The organism is Chryseobacterium sp. RU33C (assembly GCF_900156015.1).
Classification (GTDB): domain Bacteria; phylum Bacteroidota; class Bacteroidia; order Flavobacteriales; family Weeksellaceae; genus Chryseobacterium; species Chryseobacterium candidae.
The window spans coordinates 58,460-83,183 of record NZ_FTMT01000003.1 but is presented as its reverse complement, the minus strand read 5'-3'; the positions used below and the strand labels follow the sequence as shown (position 1 = coordinate 83,183).

Below are 24,724 nucleotides of genomic sequence, written 5' to 3'. Positions count from 1 at the left end.
ATAAAGTGTATTCTTCAAAGGTGGTATTTTTCGGAATCTGCATAATAGAGATAAATGACAAAGATTCGTCTATAAAATTCAAATTTAAACTTATCTTTGAAAGATTAAAACTATTTAGAATGACCTTAGGAGAGATAATACATATTTCCTTATCAAACAAATCATTGTGATGAATATAAGTGGTTTGATCATAACATATAATGAAGAAAAAAATATACAGGATATCCTTGAGTCTTTCGATTTCTGTGATGAAATAATAGTGATAGACTCTTTTAGTACGGATAAAACTGTAGAAATTGCGAAAAAATTCGCGCATGTAAAGGTGATTCAGAATAAATTTGAGGATTTTACAAAGCAAAGAAATTTGGCTCTTGATCATGCAACCAACGACTGGGTTTTATTTTTGGATGGTGATGAAAGAATTACTCCGGCACTGAAGCAGGAAATTATTGCAGAGCTTAACAAACCCGGGCAAAAGGATGCCTACTATTTTTACAGGAAATTCTTTTTTGCCCAGAAACCAATTCATTTTTCAGGAACACAGTCTGACAAAAATTTCAGGCTGTTCAGAAAATCGAAGGCCAGATATATGGCAGGAAAAAAAGTACATGAAACTCTTGAGGTAAACGGAACCATCGGGATTTTAAAAAATAAATTACTCCATTACTCCGTTTCAGATTATGAATCTTACAGAAAAAAAATGATTCACTACGGAATTTTAAAGGGGAAAGAACTGGCTGCTAAAGGAAAAAAATACAGTGTTGGGGTTCAATATCTTAAAACTGCTTTTAAATTTTTTAAAGCCTATATAATGAGATTAGGTATTTTAGACGGAAAAGAAGGCTATCAGTTATCCTACCTGCAATCTTTAAGCGTTTACGAAACCTATGAATCATTAAAAAAAGAGCAAAATTAGTTGAATGAAGATTTGTATCATTAGTTATGATTTTTGGAATTATGATAAGTATATTGTTGAAACATTATGCAAAAGAGGTATTGATGCTCATCATATAAAGATCAGTACTGTTACTCATTCCAATTTCAACGAAAGAGCCGTAAATGCTTTAAGTAAAACTTTTTTAAATAAAAATCTTAAGACTGAAAAAAGACAGAAATACGTTCTGGATTCTCTGAAAAAATTAGGACATCAGGATCAGATCCTGGTGATGAATCCGGATACATTTGACCTTTCTACGCTTAAAAAAATCCGAAAATCTACAGACCGTATGGTCACCTATCTTTATGATAATCTTGAAAGAGTTCCGGTGGAAGACAAACTGTATCTTTTTGACAAAGTCTTTTCCTTTGACTATTTTGATGTCGAAAAACACGGATTCGAAAAATTAACCAATTACATTTACCTTCCGTACTGTCCAAAAGAAAACCAACAGCCTGAAATGGATCTTTTCTACATCACCTCTTATGATAACAGAAGAGTCTCACTTATAAAATTACTGGCTAAAAAGCTTATTGAACAGGGATTAAAATTCCAGATTATGATTATTGGAAAAAAATCATGGAAACATCAACTGACCAATATTTTCATGACAGTACCTAAAAATCTTTTCCTGATTTTCAGTATTAAAAAAATTCCGCATAACGATCTTCCAAAATATTATAAAAATTCAAAAGTTCTGCTGGATCTGATGCGTGAAGGGCAATATGGTCTCAGCTTCAGAGTTTTTGAAGCCATATCTCTGGAAAAGAAAATCATTACTGATAATGAAGCCATTAAAACCTATGATTTTTACAATCCCAATAATATTTTGATTTTAAACAAAAATATTAGTAATCTTGACAAATCTTTTTTTGAAAAACCTTACGAGAAAATTCCGGAAGAAATCTACCACAGATACACTTTGGATTGTTGGGTGAATAAAGTTTTTGAACTTGATACTAAAAACTGACAAATGGGAATCTTAAAAAAAATAAAAAAGCACTTCGAAAGAAAAGAAAAACTTAAATATCTTCAGTCTAAAGATATAGTCAACATTAATCTGTATGACGCTTCCCAAAAAACAATCCTGTTTGCATCAAGAGATTTCCCTGCCCATGATAAAGAATCCGGGGCTAACAGATTGAAAGAACTTATATTTATTTACAAAGAATTAGGATACAACTGCATTTTATTTGCTCCCCATATGTTTGAAGATGATTCTTATGTGAAGTTTTATCAGCAGCACAATATTATCGTTTATACAGAGAATAATAAGTACAGAAATATCTATGATTTCCTGTCTTCTTTTAAAAAGATAGATTACGTTTGGCTTAACGGCCCTCTGGCTCTGAATCTTTTTTATAAAAAAATGAAAACCATTTTACCTTCTGCCAAATTTATTTATGATATGGTGGATATTCATTTTTTAAGGTTTAAAAGAGCCATAGAACTGGAACCGACGCGTATTTCATTAAAGAAAAATTACAAACATTTTTTCCGCCTGGAAACAGTTGTTGCACCGCAACTGGATTATATAATTGCCATATCTGATAAGGAAAAAGAAATTATGAGCCAGTATGCAGATAAAAATAAGATCATTACGGTATCTAATATTCATTATCCAAAAATTGATATTTCTGAAAGAAAAAATTTCATTGATAGTAAAGGTATTACCTTCATAGGATCTATTCACGAACCGAATATTGATGCGGTAAAGTTTTTATATGAAAAAATAATGCCCATTGTCTGGAAAACCAATCCTGAGATTGAGGTAAGCATTATCGGAAATGTTTCAGAAAAGCTGGATCTTAAATTATATCCTAAGTTTAATTTTTTAGGCTTTGTGGAAAGCATTGAAGAGCATTTTATGAATTCAAAAATTATGGTAGCTCCTCTAAGATTTGGAGCTGGGGTAAAAGGAAAAATCGGGCAGGCTTTTGAATACTTTTTCCCTGTGGTTACCACGGATATTGGGGCAGAAGGAATGATGCTTACCGATAAAAAGAATGTACTGATTGCCAATGACGAAACCCGTTTTGCAGAGGCTATTATTCAGCTAAATAATAATGAAGATCTTTGGAATACATTAAGCAGAAATTCTGTAGACAGCCTGAAAGTATTTTCACCTGAAGAAGTAAAAGAAAAACTTAAAACACTATAATCCATGTCATTAAGTGTAAATTACCATGGCTTTTTTGACGGAAATTTCGGAATTTCCGAAGCGACCAGATTAAATGCTTTAGCATTAGAAGCAATGGGAATCAAAGTAAACCGGATTAATTATTCCAGTGAAACTTTTGAAAAAATGGATACGGATTCCGAAGCATCAGCTTCAATCAATGTTTTCCATATTAATATCAATTTTATTAACAATTTTTTTTCTAAGAATCAGGATCTGAATCTTAAGGATCATTATAATATTATTTACTGGGCCTGGGAATTTCCGGAAGTTTCTGATAAAGTTGTTGAGATATTAAATGTCTTTGATGAGTTGTGGGTACCAAGTGATTTCTGTGTGAATATCTTTACAAAGTATACCGGCATTCCGGTGATCAGATTTTCTCATCCGATTCAAAAAATGGCAGAGTCTAAGGATTTTGAGCTAAGCCAATATAATATTTCTCCGGATTCCAGGATCTATCTAACGATTTTCGATTCTCTGAGTACTACCATCAGAAAAAATCCGGAAGCTACGCTGGAAGCATTCACAACAGTTTTTAAAGAAGATAAAAACAGCGTTCTTATCGTGAAAACGCATAATCTTGAAAGAAGCAAAGATGCCCAGAAAGCGCTGGAAGCTTACAATAATATTCCGAACGTCATCATCATTAATGAGCATTTTTCAAAGGAGAAATTACATTCCCTGATCCAGCAGGCTGATGTTCTGATTTCTCTCCACGGTTCAGAAGGTTTCGGACTGACAATGGCAGAAGCAATGGCCTATGGAAAAATTGTAGTCGGAACGGGTTATTCCGGGAATCTGGACTTTATGAATGTAAATAACAGCTTTCTTATTCAGTATGATTTCATCAAAACATCCAATACAAAAGGATTGATTGACGAAGGCTTAACGCTTGCCAGGCCAAGTCTCAAAGATGCTGTTGAAAAGCTCCAATACATCAAAAACAATTTTGACAGTCTGACCCCGATGAGAGAAAAAGCAAAATTACAAATCGCAGAGAATTTTTCTATCCCATCTGTTGGGGAGCTATTCAGAATAAGACTGAATTTCATTGATGGTTTTGTTAAAAAAGAAAGCAGCGGAGGCCGTGATGTCAATAATGTTTTTTATTTGAGCGAGATTGAAAGGTTAAACAACAGAGTTAATTATCTAGAGCGAACTCTTTATAATAAAATAAGAAAAAAAGTAAACGCATTTTTCAAAAAAAGCAGAAAATAATTTTAATCTACCTCATTTTCTGGTTTATCAGCTTATGAGAAGATCACCAGATTTAAAGATGAATTCATAATATTTCAGATGAAAGATAAAATTGCAATAGTAGTCCAAAGATATGGGCTGGAAATTAACGGAGGTGCAGAACTTCACGCAAGATTATTAGCTGAAAAATTGTCTGTTAAGTATGATATTGAAATTATCACAACATGTGCTATAGAATTCGAACGTTGGGATAATCATTATCCGGAAGGGATTGAAATCATCAATGATATTAAAGTAAGAAGATTTAAAACTTTAAAAAAGGATTTAAAAAGATTTAATGGGCTAAGTAAAATAGCTCGTAACTTATATAAATATCACAGCAGAAGACTAAGCTTTGTAAACTTCCCTTATTTGCTTTATAAGAGATTTAAATACAGCAAAAAAGACTTCAATTTTAATGAATGGTTAGAAGTACAGGGACCATTTTCCAATGATTTAATTCAGTTTATAAAAGACAAAAAAGAAGATTATAAGGCTTTTATTTTCTTCACTTATTTATATCATCCTACCAATATCGGGATTAGAGAAGTTGCTGAGAAAAGCATTCTTATCCCAACAGCACACGACGAGCCTCAATTTTATCTTGATGGTTATGCACAATTGTTTTCTCTTCCAAAATTCATCATGTACAATACACAAATTGAAAAAGATTTTGTAGAAAGAGTTTATCCACAGGCACGAAAGCTAAAATCAGAAATTGTGGGGATTGGTTTTGATGATTATGATACAGCATCGGGTGCACTGCCCAAGGATCTTTATCATACCAAATATTTTATTTATATAGGAAGGATTGTTGAAGACAAAGGCTGTGTCATGATGATTGAATATTTTAAAGATTTCAAAGAAAAACATCCTAAATATCGTGATGTAAAGCTAGTTATGGCAGGCAAAAATTCTCTTGAGGAAAGAATAACTCAGGGAGATGATATTATCCTTACCGGATTTGTAGATCACGACCTCAAAAATACTTTACTGAAGAATGCCAGCGCACTTATAATGCCCTCATTCTATGAAAGTCTTTCACTGATTACCTTAGAGGCTATGTTACTGAAAATCCCTATCATTGTAAATAAAAACTGTGAGGTCTTGTATTCTCATGTTGAAAAGAGTAAAACCGGGAAAAGCTTTACAAACAGCACAGAATTTTCCCAGGCATTAACGTTTTATATGCAGCAGTCACAGGATGATCTTGTTTCTGAAGGCATCAAAGCAAAAGATTATGTTTTAAAAAACTATTCATGGGATACCATCATCAAAAAATTTAATTCCGCCATTACATCTTTATAATGACCAAAAAAATTCTATTTTTTTTTCCTGAAAATCCATTTTCAAACAGGGCAGGAAATACTACGAGAGCAAAAACCACCCTTACTGTTTTAAAAAAAATGGGATATCACATTGATCTGGTAGGAGCCGCTGAGATTTATAAGAGCCAAAACGATACTACAGATTTTGATCAGAATATTGTTGACCATCTGTTCTTAATTAAACACAGACCATTAAAAGTAAAAACATCAACAGATTATTGGAAGCACAAAATATCAAAATTCTATAAGAAACCTAATGAGTATAACCACTTATTGACAGATTTTGCAAAGAAAGAATTTACTGATATCTTCAATAAGGAAAAATATGATGCCGTTATCATCAATTATGAATTCTGGGCAGGATTAATTGATCATGAATCTATGAAAAACACTTTAAAGATCATAGATACCCATGATTGGATTACCCTCAATGAGTTTTACAAAAACAAATCATTAGATATTGGAAAACGTTTCAATGAGGAAATCAACAATCTCTCAAAATTTGATAAAATAATCACCATTTCAGAAGATGAGCATCTTGTATTTAAGAGATTCCTGGGTGAAAAGGTAATCAATATACCACCTTCTTTCCCCACTCATTTTGAAAAAAGTGATCTTGGTAAAAAGTATGATTTAATTTTTGTGGGGTCTGAAAACATTTTCAATATACAATCCATACAGTGGTTTTTTGACCATGCATATCCATTGCTTCCTCCAAATATCAACATTGTAATTATCGGGAGAATTTGCAAGCATATTAAAGAAAGAGAAGGTGTTACCTTGATAGAATTTATAGAAGGCCTGGAGGAATATTACCACCAGTCAAAAATTGCAATTTGCCCGATGCTGGAGGGAACAGGAATCAAAATCAAGGTAATAGAAGCATTATCTTACGGTCTTCCTATGGTGGGAACAGAAAGAGCAATTGATGGGTTCCCTTCAAAAACTTCAAATGGATGTCTGGTAAGTGATCATCCTGAAATTTTTAAAGATCAGATCATGTCTTTACTGCTGGATCAATCTTATTATCAGGATATGAAAATACAGGCTGAGGAATATTTTAAAAATAATTTTTCTGAAGAAAAAGCAATTGAAAAATGGAAAAAGATTTTACACTAATGGATGACCTGGCCATTATCATACTGAATTACAATTCTTTTGAAGATACCCAGCGAGAAGTTAATTCATTATTAAACGAAGGCATTTCGCAACAATCTATTTATGTAGTAGATAATCATTCAAAAGACAGAAAGGAAATAGAGCAACTTGGCTTACAAAAGCAAATCAACTTTATTTTAAGTGATTATAACGGGGGTTATGCTTTCGGTAATAATTTAGCCATTAAAAAAGCGATTGAAGATGGTAAGAATTATTTTTTATTGTTAAATCCGGACATTGAAATATCCCGCAGCACAATTAGTCAGTTATATAACGATTTAAAAGAATTTCCAGATATAGGAATCATTGGCCCCCGAATCTGTTACAGAAATATTCGTGACAGAATATTCTCAGACGGAGGACTCTTATTTCCAGAGGAAGGTTTTCAGGGTGGACACACCCATTCTGAACAGGATAAAAACCATGTAAATGCACCTCATTATAACTACAATATAAAATATGTAGATGGAAGCGCCTTGATGTTCAGAAAAGAAATATTGGATGATGTAGGCTTAATGAACACCAGCTTTTTCATGTATTATGAAGAGTCTGAATGGTGTCTGCGGCTTCTTAAAAACACCCAATGGAAAATTGCGGTCAATACACAATGTGAAGCTTTCAATCTTGCCAGCGATAAAGGTAGTTTTTATGAGTATTATATTACCAGAAACCGGATCTGGATGTGCAGGCTGTATGACGGAAATTTAAAATATGTGACCAGAGAGCGATGGAAGTTTGCAAGAAAAGCACTTAAAAAAGGAAAATTTTCCATGGCGAAAGCGTACATAAAAGGTATATTAGACGGTCTTTATTCCAATTTAGATAAAATAAAAAATGAGTAAAAAAAATATTATTAAAGTAGGATATCTTCTATCATATGACTACTGTTACATCTTTACATCTCTTCAGCATATTTATGAGCATGCAGACTGTATCGTAATAAGTTATGATGCCAATAATAAAACCTGGGCAGGAAATGACATTCATATTCCAGAAAGTGTTTTCAGTGCTATCAAAAAATTGGATACTCAGAATAAAATCATCTTTTACAAAGACACTTTTTTCATTGAAGGGATGCAGCCAATGGAGCTGGAAACCAGACAAAGGAACATGATGGCGGAAAAAATGGGTTCCGGCGGATGGCATATCCAGATGGATGGTGATGAATATGCTTATGACTTCGGAGTATTAGCCCAATTTTTGAAAAGGAATAAATTTTTATTAAATAACCCGGCTAAAAATCCTTTTAATTTTCAGGTAAATTTTGTGACATTATTCAAACATAATACGGAGGGATTCTTTGTCATTACTCCTTTTGATGAAAAGTGTATGCTAATTACAAACTATCCTCACTATGAATATGCCAGAAATACAAATAAAGGCAGAATTCTCCCATTGGATTTTTACTTAATACACCAGTCATGGGCACGGGAAGAAAGTGAAATTTCAGAAAAGATCAATAACTGGGGACATAAAAATGATTTTGACACTTCAACATTTTTAAATTCCTGGAAAACGGTGAATGCTGACAATTATAAGACATTTATAGACTTCCATCCTTTATATAAAGGCATTTGGAAAGAGCTTTCCTTTTTCCCCGCAAAAAACATTGATAAATTTATTCTTTCCTTTTCAAAGAAATATCCTCAGCAAAAACTCAATCTGAATTTATCTTTCACAAAAAAAATAAAGATGAGAATTAGAAGTCTTTTTTAATTCTTTCAGACCAAAATAGTAAAGGCTAATGTTTGTTGTAACACTAGCCTTTTTTCTAAATTATCTGATAAAAATATTTTCAAATTTCTCCATGACTACCCGAGGATTGAAAAACTCTGAGTAGCAATCCCAGTTTTTACCTGCATCCGGTCGAAAATCCTTCAGAATTTGCATGATATCCTGTTTGTCGCTATATAATATGGCTTTATCTCCCAAAATCTCAAGATGTGATTTCTCATCAGATCCGGACCATGTTATAATAGGTTTATTTTTAATAGAAAACTCACCTACAGCCATTCCGAAACTCTCTCCTTGCGTGCGGGCATGCAAAAATGCATCAGAAGTATTAATAAATTTCACCTTCCTTTCTACATCAGTTGTCGGTGGAAGGAAAATAATATTCTTGTAAGACCTGAAAAAATTTCTCTTTACAAATTCATCAGTTCCCATAAAAACAAAGTATATATTTTTATTTTTCAGGGCTGTCTTTTTTACAGCTTCCATCACAAAACCAATATCAAAAGTTTCAGTTCCGCCATATCTCGCGAATACTACGGCATCTTTTGGGATATTCAACTCAGCGCGAAGATCCCCACTCACTTCAGGAAGATCTACAATATGAGGAACAAAAGGAAGTTTTCCGCCGCTCATTGTTTTGGCCAGCCATTCAGAGACATAGGCATAAACATCACCGTAAGGTTCGTTATATTTAAAAACCGCATGAATAGCCGTTTTAATAAGATCATGAGGAGTATCTGTTTCTCTTTCTCCGGATTTTATTGCATAAAAAAGATCTGCATTTGCCTTTTTAATAATTTCATCCCTTTCCTTGATATCGCTATATCCAACAACGCTAAATCTTTTTTTAAAACGTCTGATGGCTTCTTCAGCGTTATTCGGACTATTTTTAGGATAAAGGATCATTGACTCGTTGCCAAGCATTTCCTCGTTATAATAAGCATAATCAAAAAGAGCATTAGAAGTCCCTCTATAGCATAATTGATTTTCGTGGAAAATAATTTTCATTTGTTAGTACGTTAAATTATTTAGTTTCACCCTTTCTCCATAGCAGTAATAAAAATATATAATCTTATTCCTGTATTTTCTGAGATAAATTCTGACAAGCAAAAAAGCTTTTCATTGATCAACTAAACTTATAAGTTACAAAAATACATTTTTAACTACAAGAAAGTAGATTTTCAACTATAAGAACATAGAAAACATTAGTCTTAAATTAATATTACTTATAAAATTTTCCACAAATAATATCTTTTTCTTTACTATATAAAAGAAACCGCCTCAAAATTGAGGCGATTTCTTTGTTGTAAAATATTAATATTATTTAGTTAATAAGCATAAAAAGGAATTCCTTCTGCAACATAGTTATTGGGTGTTCCCGGATAAGTACTGTAGTAATGATCTCTTTCGCTCCCACTGTAAAATTGATAAATAGGTTTTTTTGTGCTATCCATTGTTGCATAGAAAGCTATTCCTTCATAGGTATAGTTCCATGGTGTTCCCTGATAAGTGGAATAATAATGATCCCTGTCATTTGCACTATAGAACTGATAAACAGGGACTGTATTAGGTGCTTTATAACTGTACGCTTTAAACTGCTCGCCTTCCGCCTGATAATTATTAGGAGTTCCAGCCCATGTAGAAAGCAGGTGATCTCTATCTGAACCGCTATAAAATCCATAAATTGGAACCGGAATATAATCCAGCATTACTTTATTATCGATAAGGTATTGGATAATGTATGATTTAAGTTCTGCTTTTTTAGCAGGATCTTTTACCAGATTAAAAATAAATATTAACCCGTTATTTCCAAAATCCACTAATACGGAATTATTGGGTGTAGAACTGTTCTGCCAGTTTGCTATATTGATTTTGGGAGTGTTTTGATCGAGATTAAGTTCCCCAATCAAACCTTTTGAAGGATCTCCTCCTCTTGTTCTGTATGATAATTTTTTAGAATAGTTCATGCTAGATTCTGATGTATTGACATCATTCTGAACATCAACATCAAAAATCTTAGCCATTCCCAATTTTATTCCGATTCTTGCAGCACGGTCACGACTTTCATTTCTTGTTTCAGACTGGAATAAGATATCCATTTTTGCCCCGGTATAAATATCAACCATTACGTGAGTCCCATAATCCTGTACAATTTGTTGTGGGGATTTTACCTGTAAATCCTGTGCAAATTCAGGTGTAATATAATCAGCCAACATATCTGTTGTTGCATTAAATCTTAATCTTTTCTGCTTGATCAAAAGATTGTAACTACCATAGATATACTTGGCATCAAATTTATGATTGGTAGTAATCGCAGAATTAAATCCTACCGAAAGTGTTTTTTTAAATAAAGGGATTCCTGCAGTCACATCTACTTTTGTAGATACCATTTTGGAGTAAGTTTCTGCATTTTCTCCATATTCTTCAACATACTCCTGAGTATTTGTATTTTCAGAAACCAGTCTTGCTGCCTGTTCAGCTTTGAAACGATCAATATCAACCACTTTAAATCCTGCAGAACTAGCATTAGCATATTCTCCTGCAGCATTAAAGCCATGTCCTAAGACATCATAAATTCCGTCGCCTGCAAATTTAGCTGCAGACATTCTGTTATTAGCCTTTGCCACTGGACTTTCAGGCGTTACCTCTGAATTCAGATCTTCAGAAGAACACGAACTCATAAAAAGCATCAGTAAACTACTGAAGCAAAATAAAATTTGTTTTTTCATAGTATTATTTAAAAATTTCCTGCAAAGATAATATTCATCATCAAGTGAAAGGACAAATCACTAATGATATATATCATCGATAAGTGAATTTAACAGTAGATTAAAATACATTTAATGAACACTTTCCATATCACAAAATGCAATAATTAATTACCATAAACTATTTTAATTACTATTTTCATATTCAATCTAACCTTTTTTAATTTAAAATAAAAAGTGGAGCCAGAATTACCAACCCCACTCATAGTGTATTACCAAATTGATTTTATAAATCCAAAAATTAATTAGCTGGAATATAGAAAGCAATACCTTCTCTGATACTCCAATAGTTCACAGGACCTAAATTAGGTGACACTGAAAGATAATGATCCGATCCGTTTTTAGCTTTATAGCTGTATACAGGAATTCTTCCAGCTCCCGGAATTTTATAAGCATAGAATGCTACTCTCATATAAACATTCCAATAAGAAGATGGCTGTAATGTGCTTGCCTGTGTAAAGTAATGATCTGCTCCTGAAGTACTTTTATAGCAGTAAATAGGAACTGTATCAGGTGCTTTATACTGAAATACTTTAAATGTCGGTCCTTCATTAGTCCAGTAAGAAGATGGCTGAAGGTTTGTATTGAAAGTGAAATAATGATTACTGTCTGCCTGATTTTGGTAGCCATATAACATTGTAGTATTATACTCCAATGAAATTTGGTTATCAATTAAATACTGATCAACATACGTCTTAAGCTGAGCTTTTTTCGCAGCATCTTTTACCAGATTATAGATAGGAACAAGTCCGTTATTTCCAAATTCCACTAATACAGAATTGCTAGCATTGGAACTGCTTTGCCAGTTTGTAATATTAATTTTTGGAGTAGTCTGATCAAGATTCAATTCGCCAACCAAACCTTTTGAAGGATCTCCTCCTCTTGTTCTATAGGATAATTTCTTAGAGTAATTCATAGATGATTCCGAAGTATTCACATCATTGGTTACATCCAAATCAAAGATAGATTTCACCCCTACTTTTATTCCAATTCTGGCAGCGCGGTCACGGCTTTCATTACTTGTTTCAGACTGGAACATGATATCCATCTTAGCCCCTGTATAAATATCGATCATAACATGGGTTCCGTAATCCTGTACAATCTGCTGAGGAGTTTTTGTTTGCAGATCCTGGGTAAATTCCGGAGTTACATAATCCGCTAACATATCTGTGGTAGCATTAAATCTTAATCTTTTTTGCTTAATGATAAGATTGTAACTGCCATAAATATATTTGGCATCAAATTTATGGTTGGTAGTAAATGCAGAATTAAATCCTACTGATAAAGTTTTTTTAAATAAAGGAATACCAGCAGTAGCATCAACTTTTGTGGAAACCATTTTAGAATAGTTTCCGCATTCTCTCCATATTCTTCAACATATTGTTGTGTATTGGTATTTTCTGAAAGTAATCTTGCTGCCTGTTCAGATTTAAAGCGATCAATATCAATTACTTTAAATCCTGCAGAATTAGCATTGGCATATTCCCCCGCCACATCAAAACCGTGTCCCAAGACATCATACACTCCATCTCCTGCAAATTTTGCTGCTGACAAACGATTAGTTTTTGCCGGGCTATCAGGCGTAGATTCATTATTATTCAGATCTTCTGAAGAACATGACCCCATGAAAAGCATCAACGCTGTACTGAAGCTAAATAAAATTTGTTTTTTCATAGTATTATTTAAAAATTTTCAACAATTATAAAATTCAACAATATGTGAAATACAAAACAACAGCTGATATATATCATTTATTAGTGATTTTAATACACAATTAAAATATTATGAATAAATACTTTAACAATCACTCATTATGAATTAATTAAAAAACTCAAATTATCAAAATACGCTTACCCTCATTTATAAACAGACTCATAAATAAAACCCAATGATTATTACCTATCAGTATATTATTCATAACCACAGTTCATGGATTGTAATCAATGAATAAAAAATTATTATCCTAAAAATAAAATTGGGAGTTTAAAAACCGTATTTATCGAAAATCTATGGAAATAAGTAAAAAAGTCAGGGTTAAAAAACAATACACCGTCAGAAATCATCTCTTAAACGCATAATTTTAAGTAAATTTGCAAAAATTAAAATTGAAATGGAGAAAGTAAGAGTACGTTTTGCTCCAAGTCCTACAGGACCATTACATTTGGGAGGCGTAAGAACTGCATTATATGATTATCTTTTTGCCAAAAATCAAGGTGGAGAATTTGTATTGAGAATCGAAGATACAGATACGGCCAGATATGTAGAAGGAGCTGAAGAATATATTGAAGAAGCTTTAGAATGGTGCGGAATCATTCCTGATGAGAGTCCTAAGAAAGGAGGAAAATTTGCTCCTTACAGACAGTCTGAAAGAAGAGATATCTACGACAGATATACAGAACAGATCCTAAAGACTGATTATGCTTACATTGCTTTTGATACTGCGGAAGAACTGGATGCAATGCGTGCAGAATATGAAGCGAAAGGTGATGTTTTCTCTTATGATAATAAAACAAGAAACCGTTTAAGAAACAGTCTTGCCCTTTCTGAAGAAGAAGTTCAAAGGTTATTAGACGAAAAGACGCCTTATGTCGTAAGATTTAAAATGCCTGTTGACAGAGTATTGAATCTTGAAGACATCATCCGTGGAAAATTTTCAGTCAATACCAATACTTTAGATGATAAAGTTCTGGTAAAGAATGACGGAATGCCAACTTACCATTTTGCGAATATCATTGATGATCATGAAATGGAAATCTCTCACGTCATCCGTGGTGAAGAATGGCTGCCTTCTTTAGGTCTTCACACCTTATTATATGAAGCAATGCAGTGGGAAGCACCACAGTTTGCCCACCTTTCTTTAATTTTAAAACCTGAAGGAAAAGGAAAATTAAGCAAAAGAGACGGAGATAAATTCGGATTCCCGGTATTCCCTCTAGATTTCAAAGATCCCACTACAGGTATAGTTTCTAAAGGATACAGAGAAAACGGATATCTTCCTGATGCTTTCATCAACATGGTGGCACTATTAGGCTGGTCTCCTGCAGATGATAAAGAAATACTTCCTTTAGATGAAATGATTAAGGAATTCGATCTTCATAAAGTACATAAAGCGGGAGCAAGATTCAGCAAAGAAAAATCTGAGTGGTTCAACCATCAATATATTCAGATGAAATCTGATGAAGAACTTCTTCAGATTCTGAAAAACACAGATCTTGATCTTTCCGGTGCTTCTGATGAAAAACTATTGAAAGTAATTCATCTGATGAAAGAAAGAGCCACTTTCCCGAAAGACATCTATGAAAATGGAAAATTCTTTTTTGAAGCTCCTACTTCATATGATGAAAAAGCATCAAAAAAAGCATGGAATGAAGAAACATCAGTAATTTTAGGTGAATTGGCCGCTGCTTTTGAAACGACAGACTTTGTGGGTGAAACTTTAAAGCAGACAATGCATGATTTCGCCGAAAACAAAGGATTAGGAATGGGTAAAGTCATGATGCCGTTACGATTATCTTTAGTAGGAGAACTGAAAGGACCAGATGTTCCGGACATTCTGGAAACCCTTGGTAAAGAGGAAAGTATCTCCAGAATAAACAATGCTATAAATAATTTTAAATAGAATAATCATAATTTTTCATACATTTGAAAGATTTAATTTACTTCAAGAAATGGAATATTTAAGTTTCGAGCTTCCTATCAAAGAATTGATGGATCAATACCAGACGTGTTCTTTAGTAGGAGAGGAAAGTGGTGTTGATGTAAAATTAGCATGCAGCCAGATTGAGGATAAGATTCTAGAAAAGAAAAAAGAAATCTATGGAAATCTTACACCTTGGCAAAGAGTACAACTGTCCCGTCATCCGGATCGTCCTTATACATTGGATTATATCAATGGAATGGCAGACAAAGGCAGTTTCTTAGAACTTCATGGAGACAGAAATTTCGCTGATGATCCGGCAATGATTGGAGGATTGATTACCCTTGATGGTCAGAAAGTAATGATCATAGGGACTCAAAAAGGAAGAACGACCAAAGAAAGACAGCACAGAAGATTTGGAATGCCAAATCCGGAAGGATACAGAAAAGCCTTAAGATTAATGAAGCTTGCTGAAAAGTTCAATATCCCTGTGGTAACTTTAGTAGATACACCGGGAGCTTATCCGGGGCTGGAAGCTGAAGAAAGAGGACAAGGAGAAGCTATTGCAAGAAATATTTTTGAAATGGTTCAGCTAAAAACTCCGATCTTCACTTACATCATTGGAGAAGGTGCCAGTGGTGGAGCATTAGGAATAGGTGTGGGAAATAAAGTATATATGCTGGAAAATACATGGTATACAGTAATTGCACCGGAAAGCTGCTCTTCTATCTTATGGAGAAACTGGGATCACAAAGAAGATGCAGCCAATGCATTAAATCTTACTCCGGCGGATGCCTTAAGAGAAAAGTTCATTGACGGAATCATTGAGGAACCGCTTGGAGGTGCTCATTATGATCAGGAAACAACCTATTTGAACCTGAAAAATTCAATTTTACAAAACATCAAAGCCTTCTCCAAATTTACAGGACAGGAGCTTGAAACCCAGAGACAGGACAAATTCATTGCAATGGGTCAGTTTAAAGGATAAAAAATAAAACGGTTAAGAATTTCTTCTTAACCGTTTTTCTTTAGTTTTCTTCTGTTTATTCTATTCTGCAACGTTCAGGGCAATTTCAATATCCTGGGTGATTTTTTTTAAGGAAGAATATTTTGCATCACACACCGATGTGGTCATTACATACTCCCCTTTATCAACCAGTATAAAATTCTCCCCTTTTGCAGGAACCGTAAGATTATAGTATTTTTTACCGCTTATCTTAACAATAAGGTTACATGAGGATCTGTTCTTGATATTAATATAAGCTTCACTTTTGTTAACATCGTTATTAAACAGATGGGTAAGCATTGCCGCTCTCCTCTTACCTTCTTCACTAGGTTCAGCTTTGGATGCTGTTGATGCGCCCGCAGTTTTTGCAGTTCCGGCAGAACCTGCTGAAGCAAAAGAGGTAGTCCTTCTTTCTTCTTTTAAAGCTTCAATAGCTGCGGCTGTATTATTAGAAACAGGTTTTCCATTAGCAGTATAAGTTTTATTTGCAGCAATCGTTTTTCCGCTATTCAATTCATTATTCTTAACGATATTTTCAATTTTCTCTTTACTGATGGGTTTAATCGTAGGTTTTGCTTCAGGAGAATTACCGGCCATGATAATATCAATCAGCTTTCTTTTAAAATAGTCTGTTTTTGCGTGTCCCGGGTTCTGTTTCAAAAAACCGGCAATTACTCTTGCCTCCTTTGAGATCTCGGCTTCCTGTTCGGTATAGATAATTACAGTTTCTTTTTCAACAACTGCTCTAGATTTTGTTTTTTTCTTTTTTTGAGAAAAACCCAGGGCAAAAATGCATATAAATAGAAGGAAGAAGATTTTTTTCATTAATCAAACCTTTAAAATAGTATTAAATATATTAATAACGTGAAAAGTCATTTTTTAGTTTATCATTAAAATCATTATCTTTGCACTGCTCTAAAATTAAGCTAAAAATTAATACTAATCTTAAATAAAAAATAATAGATATTATGTCTTATACACCAGTTGCTGCAGACGTAGCTAAATTAAGAAACCAAACAGGTGCAGGTATGATGGACTGCAAGAAAGCTCTAGTTGAAGCTGAAGGAGACTTCGAAAAAGCGGTAGATATCCTTAGAAAAAAAGGACAAAAAGTTGCTGCTAACAGAGCGGACAGAGAGTCTACTGAAGGGGCAGTAATCGCAAGAGTAAACGAAGACAACACTTTAGGTGCTGTAATTTCTTTAAATTGTGAAACTGACTTCGTTGCTAAAAACGAAGCTTTCGTTGAGCTAGCTTACGAATTAGCTGAAATGGCTATCTTCGCAGCTACTAAAGAAGAGCTTTTAGCTACAGATTTCCACGGGATCACTGTTGCTGAGAAATTAGTTGAGCAAACAGGAGTTATCGGTGAGAAAATCGAAATCGGATCTTTCGAAAGAATCCAGGGAGATTTCTTAGGAGCTTACATCCACGCTGGAAACAAAATCGCTGCAATCACGTCTCTTTCTGCTAAAGTAGACGGAGCTGAAGAAGCGGCTAAAGTTGTTTCTATGCAGGTTGCTGCAATGAACCCAATTGCTCTTGATGAAACTGCTGTTTCTCAGGAAACTATCGACAGAGAATTAGAAATCGAAAGACACAAACTTACTGAAGAAGGTAAGCCTGCAAACATTATCGATAACATCCTGAAAGGTAAAATGCAGAGATTCTACAAAGACAACACTTTGGTACACCAGGATTTCATTAAAGACGGAAGTATCTCAGTTGCTGATTACGTAAAATCTGTAAATGCAGACTTAAAAGTAACAGGATTTGTAAGAGTAAGCCTATAAGCTGACTTTTTCAAAAAAAATATAATCCCGGTGAATTTCACCGGGATTTTTTTATTAATATTATTCCACTCATCAATACAACCCCACATTCTTAAAAATTAGCAGAATTAAAAAAATCACCCATTAAAGAACTATCCACAGATAATCACACAGCTCAAGCTTAAAAGTTAATTACCAGTTTCGTATCCAAGATGGCTTTTAGTTAAAAATTGGCGATATTTTTTTAACATTTATTTAAACTTTATTAAAAATATTTCATTTTTTATTTTATTTTTGTAGAAATCCTAATTCCATACACATGAAAAGATTTCTACTCAGTTTGGTATTAATTTTTTTGACAATTAATCCACTCTTTGCACAAAGGGATACCGAGCATTGGATTGCTCCTTATTATGACAGTGTTGGAGGGTATAACAATATGATATACCTTTCTACTGATTCACCAACTCCTTTTGATGTAACTATTTACAACAATAATACCGTGGTTACAACCGTTACAATCAGTAAAGGTAATCCACAAACCTATAAGGTTGCCAATAACCTTATTTCCACAGGAACATCTACCGAAGCATTCAATGTGGGTAATAAAGGGCTTTATTTAAAGGCAGCCAAACCTTTTTACTGCAGCTTAAGACTCGCTCAGAGTGTTCATGGGGAAGTAATCACCAGTAAAGGAAAGGCCGGAATTGGAAAAACTTTTTTCGTTGCTGCTGCTCCCAATACGAATACAAGCAGTATACAGAATTTTACGGCAGGTGTCCTTGCTACTGAAGACAACACGAATGTAACAGTATCATGGAACCCAACTGCCGGAGTAGTGTTTATTAACGGCAGCCCAACTGGAAATACTCAGACTTTTACTTTACAAAAAGGACAATCTTTCATTCTTGCAGGATCCGGATCTCAGTCTGGAAACAAAACAGGTTTTATTGGTGCCAAAATAGTTGCTGACAAGCCAGTAACATTGACCAATGGAAGCTGTAACGCCAATTTCTCTGCTTCAACAACAGGAAGTGACCCGGTTCTGGATCAATCTGTTCCGGTTGACAGACTTGGGAATACTTTTGCCATGGTAAAAACAAGATCTACTGATCCTATCTTAAATATGGAGGGTGGTCTTATTGTGGCCACTGAAGATAATACCGAAGTATATTTAAATGGTGGAGGTACTGCTGTTGCTACACTTGCTGCCGGAGAATGGTACAGAATTAATGAAACCAGCTATGTTGCTCAGGGGACATCAGGACATTCAAATATGTTCATTTCCACAACCAAAAATGTATATTTATACCAATTTATTGGAGTATTAGCAAGTGATGCTACCAATGGATTTAACTATATCCCGCCATTAAACTGTTTCCTTCCAAGAAAAATTGATGAAATCGGGAAGATCAATGAAATGCCTCTTGGGGTAGGAGGAGCCAGCTCAACACCAAGTGACCTGAAAGTAAAATTAAATATTTTAACAGAGGCTGGCGCTACTGTCATGTTAAATGATGCTCCTCTTTTACCTGATGCAGGACCTTATCCACTGGCAGGAAATGCGAACTGGGTAACCTATGCCATCAACAGTGTAACCGGAAACATTAAGATTACGTCTACAAAAGCTGTAACAGCAGGTATCAACGGAGGATATAGCTCTGCGGGATACGGAGGGTACTTTGCCGGATTCTCATCAATCCCTGTCATTGCGAAAAAGACAGGTGAGTGCGTACCGGGAATCATTCTTGAAGTAGACGATGGATATGAAACCTACCAATGGTTCCGTGACGGAGTTGCCATTCCGGGCGCTACCAGTTATACCTATACTCCTACGCAGTCAGGAAATTATACCGTAAAAGTAACGATGGGAACATGCCCTCCTGTGACAACTCCTATCTATAAAGTACAAACTTGTTTAAAAGAAACTACACAGGCACTTAATGCTTGCTCTACTAAAATTATTACTCCAACGTTTACTTCTTCCACCCAAACTGTGGTTCCAAGTACAGTAGTAATTATAACTCCTCCTACCAAGGGAACAGCCGTGGTTAATCCAAACGGAACCATTACGTACACTCCTAATCCCGGATATTTAGGACCAGACAAAATTGTTTATAAATTCTGTGGAAACTCAGTTGAGTTTACAGATTGCGAGCAGGTAACTTTAAACCTTACGGTAGTGCCATTCATTGTAACTGACACTTCTATTAAGGCCTGCTGGTATGATGTGGCTCCTTATGCTTATTTTGACCTTACAAAAGCAAAGGTAACAGACTATAATGCTGTTACGAAAAAATATTACCGCACTCTGAATGACCTTACAGCAGGGATCAACGAAATCACAACACCAGAAAATTTCCCTTCAACAGGAGGATTTGTATATGTGAAAGTAACGACTGCTGAAGGATGTACAGCAAATGCAAAAATTGAATTAATTGTACTTCCAATTAAAAAATCTCCAATCCTTGTAGATCAGTATATCTGTATGGATGCAAAAACCAGCCTGGACGCTGGTCCCGGATATGATTCGTACCAATGGAGTACAGGAGCTACCACATCAGGTATCAGAGACATAGGTGTTGGAGAATACACGGTAATTCTTGGTAAGAACGGATGTTTCCTTACACAGACTGTAAAAGTTAAAAAAGTGGAAGATCCGGTAATACAGACTATTGAGATTAACAATAATACAGCAACTGTAATTGTAAGCGGCGGTAAAGCATCTTACAAATATGCAGTTGACGGAACTGCTAACTGGCAGGACTCAAGTACCTTTACAGGCTTAACAAGAGGCCAGCATACTTTCTATGTAAAAGATGCTTATAACTGTACTCCTGTTGCTGTAGAAGTCACGATTCCTAATCTGTTAAATGCCATTACACCTAATGGAGATAATGTAAATGATTATATAGATTACAGTGAGCTTGCTTACAAAGAAAATCTGAGCTTTGTAGTGTATGACAGATATGGAAATATGGTGTTTACCGGAAATAGATTCAACAACTACAGATGGGACGGAAAACACTTTGATAAAAAACTAGGAACAGGAACATACTGGTATCATATCAGCTGGAATGAATCCAACAAAGAAAAGACTCCAATAAAATATACAGGTTGGATTCTTGTTAAAAACAGAGAGTAATAATTAGTTTAAAACTATTTTGAACGAGCCACGATCATCAGATCGTGGCTCATTTTTTTAAACTGTAAAGTTAAATTTGCTTACTATATTATGTTAAAAAGAGAAAAAAGATAACATAAACTTAAATTTTGTTTAACTACAATTTCAAAATCATGTATTTTTTGTTCTATTTTCAACAATTTAATACTTTTTATTACTAAATTTGTGATAAAGACCACCGCTGAATGAAAAAAATTTTATGTTTTTTGTTTATGTTCTGTATTTTCACTTCTGCTTTTGCCCAGTTGGACCGAGAGCATTGGTTTGCTCCCATGGTAGACAGATCAGGTGCTTCTTCTCCTTACCAGAAACTTTACTTATCTACAAACAGAACAACCCCTTTTCCTGTAAGCATTTATAACAATAATATTCTGATCGGGACGGTAAATATCAGTAAAAACAACCCTCAAAAGTTTGATGTATTAAGGACTTATATTATTACCAAACTGCAGGCAGATCTATTTACTCCAACATCTAAAGGGTTATATCTTAAAGCTGAATTTCCTTTTTATGCCAATCTAAGGTTCTCTGTGTTCAATCATGCGGAAATCCTTACTTCAAAAGGGATTCCTTCCACAGGACAAAAATTCTATGTAGCTTCTGCTCCTATCACAGTAAGTAATCCTATATTGAACTTTATGACAAGTATACTGGCAACTGAAGATAATACTTCCGTCACGATTTCCGGATACAGCCCTACCGTTCAGTTTTCAAACGGAATGACCGGAGCAACCAACCCGACAATCACTTTCATTTTAAATAAAGGCCAATCTTATATTATTGATGGGATTGGAAATATAGCATCAAACTTTGATGGTTTCATTGGTTCAAAAATTACATCAACCAAACCAATCAATGTTACCAACGGAAATTTTAATGGACAATATGCAGGAAACATCACTTCCAGCTCAGATATTTTAATGGACCAGGCAGTACCTGTCAACAGACTCGGAAATGAATTTGCTCTTGTAAAAGGTAATGGTGCTATTGGTTCCCATATGGAAGGAGCTATTGTAATAGCTACTGAAGACAATACTCAGATATTTGTCAATAATGAAATTCTTCCTGTTGCTACCATCAATGCCGGAAAATACTTTGTAATTCCCGACTCAAAATACATCCTTCAGGGCAACGGACATTATAACTTATATCTCAAAACATCAAAAAATGCTTATGTCTACCAAATTTTAGCAGGAGCTGCAAATACAGGAAATGAAACGGCCACCGGTGGATTTAATTATATTCCTGCTTTGAACTGTTACCTGCCAAAGCAAATTAATGAACTTGGCCTTATCAATGAAAATTTTGTTCATTCCAATGGTAACCCCGGAGGAGTGCTTAATATTCCCACAAAACTAAATATTATTACTGAAAGAGGAGCTAACGTTACAGTGAACGGAGCTAGTCCTCCTGCAATAACCGGCCCTTACAACATGACGGGTACAACGAATTGGGTCACTTATGGAATACCCAACGTGACGGGTACGATTACTGTAGTTTCAGATAAAGCAATTATGGCTGGAATCAATGCCGGAAGTGATGCTGTAGGGTATGGAGGCTTTTTTGCGGGCTTTCCTACACAACCTGTTATTTTACAATCCGGAGGCGGCTGTATTCCGGGAATGATACTTACCGTAGATCCTTTAATCTATGATACCTACCAATGGTATAGAAACGGAATTATTGTTCCGGGAGCTACCACTTCGACAATCACCCCTACATTACCAGGATACTACACATGCTCTGTAACAATGGGAAGTTGTGCACCTTTGGTTACTGAACAATTTAAAGTTCTGAACTGTACAAAACTGACCAATACATCATATAACGTATGTAATGCTAAAACCATAATTCCTACATTCAGCAGTTCATCACAGACTCCCAATCTAGGTACGGTAGCTATTACAACAGCGCCTTCATTAGGTACAGCTGTTGTAAACCCTGCTACTGGTATTATTACTTATACTGTAAATACTCTGGGCACATCAGGAACAGATACATTCACTTATACATTCTGCGGAAACGACCCCGACTTCCCGGATTGTGAAACAGTAACCGTTACCCTGAATATTCAGCCTCTAACGGTAATGAATGCAACATTATCTGCCTGTGATATCAATGGACAGGGCATCTTCAATCTGACGACAGCCAATGTTACCAGCAATTCCCCTGTTACCATTACTTATTACCCTACCCTTCTGGATGCTCAGAATGAAAATGTCGCGGCATTGATAAATAACACAACCGCCTATACCGCAACTAACGGAACAATCATATATGCAGTTGTTAATGACCATATTGGCTGTAAAAATATTGCACAAATAACACTATCTCTTTTTAATAAAGCTATCATATTGGATAACTACAATGGTGTTTTCTGTGATGATAATCTGGATGGATCAGTTACTGTTGTGCTTTCCAATATTACCCCTATTGTATTGAATAACCCTAATTACTTTACGAATGTCAGATATTATGCAAATTTAGCAGATGCCAATGCAGGAAATAGCAATAGTCTCCCAAACAACTGGAGTTATACAGCAAACACAACCATTTATATCAGAGTAGATTCTCCTGATGGATGTGCTTCCGTAATCAAACCTTTACAATTCAGTATCGGAGCCAAAATAACATTGATTACAAAAAACGTTACTGAAAGCATCTGTGATGATGATTTAGATGGAATAAAAAACATCAACTTAACTCAGTTTATTCCTCAGTTTACATTAGATCCAAATGTAGCCTACACTTTCCATGTAACTTTAGCAGATGCGCAGAATAATGTGAATGCAGTTTCACCCACTGTTAATATTACGACTTCGCAGACTTATTATATCCGTTTTGAAAAAAATGGAATTTGTCCTGAAGTAGGCACTCTGAAAATCAACATTAAAGTTCCTAAGAAATCAGACATTCTAAAAGACAAGGCAATTTGTCCAAAAACAACTACAACACTTAATGCAGGACCTGGTTTTGAAAAATATTTATGGAGCACAGGAGCTACCACTCCTTCCATCACCAATGTCGGCCCCGGAAGTTATTGGGTAGAACTTACCTCCAATGGATGTGTTTACAAGCAATCCGTAAATGTTACAGAACTGCCGCTTCCTATAATAACCTCTATTGAAATTGACGGAACAACTGTAAAAGTTGGAGCAAGTGGTGGTACACCCCCTTATGAATATTCTTTAGATGGTGTAGTATGGCAAAGTTCTAATGTTTTCTACAATGTTCCCAGAGGAGCACACAATATATTTGTAAGGGACTCCAAAATGTGTGAGGATATTAAAAAACCCTTTGCCATTATCAATCTGATCAACACTATTACTCCAAATGGAGACGGCGTTAATGAAACAATAGACTATTCTGCTTTAATGAAGAATGATAATCTTGTATTCCGTATCTTTGACAGGTATGGTGCGGAAGTCTTCAGAGGTACTCCTGAAAACAGATACACCTGGGATGGAAGAATTGGTGGCAGGTATGTTCCTACAGCAAATTACTGGTACTTTATTACCTGGACAGAATATGGTTCCAATCTTCTGGTAAAATACACAAGCTGGCTGCTTGTAAAACATAGATAACAACAGAAAGCCGAATGAAACATCAATTGAAGATTCAGCACCTCTTTCTTCCGGTTATTTATATCATACCCTACTTTTTAAATGAATGGCAGGTTTCTAACACTCCTTAACAATTAAATCCCAAAGTTTAATATAACTTTAACCACTATTCTTCATCTAACTATATATAATTGCTTTATTTCTATGTAATTTTGCGCA

At 34.8% G+C, this 24,724-nt stretch carries 18 protein-coding genes; 13 read left to right on the top strand and 5 right to left on the bottom strand.

Annotated elements, in window-relative coordinates:
- The first annotated feature begins 169 nt into the window (after positions 1–169).
- The 8 genes from BW946_RS03735 to BW946_RS03700 all read left to right on the top strand — a co-directional run bounded on the left by BW946_RS03735 (position 170) and on the right by BW946_RS03700 (position 8,557).
- Positions 170–916, top strand: a complete 747-nt coding sequence (locus BW946_RS03735; RefSeq protein WP_076594896.1) for a glycosyltransferase family 2 protein — start codon at positions 170–172, stop codon at positions 914–916.
- Between the two features lie 4 nt (positions 917–920).
- Positions 921–1,907, top strand: a complete 987-nt coding sequence (locus tag BW946_RS03730) for a WaaS/CpsH family glycosyltransferase (protein WP_076594895.1) — start codon at positions 921–923, stop codon at positions 1,905–1,907.
- A gap of 3 nt (positions 1,908–1,910) precedes the next feature.
- Positions 1,911–3,098, top strand: coding sequence for a glycosyltransferase family 4 protein (locus tag BW946_RS03725; protein WP_076594894.1), 1,188 nt, complete (start codon positions 1,911–1,913; stop codon positions 3,096–3,098).
- Positions 3,099–3,101: 3 nt separating this feature from the next.
- The gene (locus BW946_RS03720) at positions 3,102–4,337 is read left to right on the top strand and encodes a glycosyltransferase (protein ID WP_076594893.1); all 1,236 of its coding nucleotides are present in this window, start codon (positions 3,102–3,104) and stop codon (positions 4,335–4,337) included.
- Between the two features lie 78 nt (positions 4,338–4,415).
- A complete protein-coding gene (locus tag BW946_RS03715) occupies positions 4,416–5,663 on the top strand; it encodes a glycosyltransferase family 4 protein (RefSeq protein ID WP_076594892.1) in 1,248 nt (415 codons plus the stop codon).
- A gap of 98 nt (positions 5,664–5,761) precedes the next feature.
- Positions 5,762–6,802: a glycosyltransferase family 4 protein gene (locus BW946_RS03710; RefSeq protein ID WP_170872049.1), complete on the top strand. Its 1,041-nt coding sequence runs from the start codon at positions 5,762–5,764 to the stop codon at positions 6,800–6,802.
- On the top strand, positions 6,781–7,683 hold the full coding sequence (locus BW946_RS03705; RefSeq protein WP_228402454.1) for a glycosyltransferase family 2 protein: 903 nt from the start codon (positions 6,781–6,783) through the stop codon (positions 7,681–7,683). Before BW946_RS03710 ends, BW946_RS03705 begins: the two co-directional genes overlap by 22 nt.
- Complete coding sequence (locus tag BW946_RS03700) at positions 7,676–8,557, top strand: hypothetical protein (protein ID WP_076594890.1); 882 nt, start codon at positions 7,676–7,678, stop codon at positions 8,555–8,557. Before BW946_RS03705 ends, BW946_RS03700 begins: the two co-directional genes overlap by 8 nt.
- A 60-nt stretch (positions 8,558–8,617) precedes the next feature.
- On the opposite strand, the gene BW946_RS03695 is transcribed toward BW946_RS03700, so the two are convergent.
- From BW946_RS03695 to BW946_RS03680, 4 genes are all read right to left on the bottom strand, one after another.
- Entirely contained in the window at positions 8,618–9,583 is a 966-nt protein-coding gene (locus BW946_RS03695) for a glycosyltransferase family protein (protein ID WP_076594889.1), read from the bottom strand.
- Between the two features lie 320 nt (positions 9,584–9,903).
- Positions 9,904–11,304: an MAC/perforin domain-containing protein gene (locus BW946_RS03690; RefSeq protein WP_083688774.1), complete on the bottom strand. Its 1,401-nt coding sequence runs from the start codon at positions 11,302–11,304 to the stop codon at positions 9,904–9,906.
- Between the two features lie 280 nt (positions 11,305–11,584).
- Positions 11,585–12,682 (bottom strand): MAC/perforin domain-containing protein, encoded by a 1,098-nt coding sequence (locus tag BW946_RS03685; RefSeq protein WP_076594887.1) that lies wholly within the window; start codon positions 12,680–12,682, stop codon positions 11,585–11,587.
- Positions 12,619–13,017 carry a hypothetical protein gene (locus BW946_RS03680; protein ID WP_076594886.1) on the bottom strand — a complete coding sequence of 133 codons (399 nt, stop codon included), beginning with the start codon at positions 13,015–13,017 and terminating at the stop codon, positions 12,619–12,621. The genes BW946_RS03685 and BW946_RS03680 overlap by 64 nt, the downstream gene beginning before the upstream one ends.
- A gap of 436 nt (positions 13,018–13,453) precedes the next feature.
- Between BW946_RS03680 and gltX the strand changes: the two genes are divergently transcribed.
- Together gltX and BW946_RS03670 are read left to right on the top strand one after the other, a co-directional pair.
- Positions 13,454–14,962, top strand: a complete 1,509-nt coding sequence (gene gltX, locus BW946_RS03675; protein ID WP_076594885.1) for a glutamate--tRNA ligase — start codon at positions 13,454–13,456, stop codon at positions 14,960–14,962.
- Between the two features lie 49 nt (positions 14,963–15,011).
- Positions 15,012–15,968, top strand: a complete 957-nt coding sequence (locus tag BW946_RS03670; RefSeq protein ID WP_062675714.1) for an acetyl-CoA carboxylase carboxyltransferase subunit alpha — start codon at positions 15,012–15,014, stop codon at positions 15,966–15,968.
- A gap of 60 nt (positions 15,969–16,028) precedes the next feature.
- Here the strand turns inward: BW946_RS03670 and BW946_RS03665 are convergent, their stop codons facing one another.
- The gene (locus BW946_RS03665) at positions 16,029–16,811 is read right to left on the bottom strand and encodes a DUF6759 domain-containing protein (protein WP_076594884.1); all 783 of its coding nucleotides are present in this window, start codon (positions 16,809–16,811) and stop codon (positions 16,029–16,031) included.
- A gap of 143 nt (positions 16,812–16,954) precedes the next feature.
- Between BW946_RS03665 and tsf the strand changes: the two genes are divergently transcribed.
- The 3 genes from tsf (at position 16,955) to BW946_RS03650 (ending at position 24,526) form a co-directional block, all read left to right on the top strand.
- Positions 16,955–17,779 (top strand): translation elongation factor Ts, encoded by an 825-nt coding sequence (gene tsf, locus BW946_RS03660; protein WP_076594883.1) that lies wholly within the window; start codon positions 16,955–16,957, stop codon positions 17,777–17,779.
- Between the two features lie 298 nt (positions 17,780–18,077).
- The gene (locus BW946_RS03655) at positions 18,078–20,903 is read left to right on the top strand and encodes a T9SS type B sorting domain-containing protein (protein ID WP_076594882.1); all 2,826 of its coding nucleotides are present in this window, start codon (positions 18,078–18,080) and stop codon (positions 20,901–20,903) included.
- Between the two features lie 224 nt (positions 20,904–21,127).
- The gene (locus BW946_RS03650; protein WP_076594881.1) at positions 21,128–24,526 is read left to right on the top strand and encodes a T9SS type B sorting domain-containing protein; all 3,399 of its coding nucleotides are present in this window, start codon (positions 21,128–21,130) and stop codon (positions 24,524–24,526) included.
- Positions 24,527–24,724 lie beyond the last annotated feature (198 nt).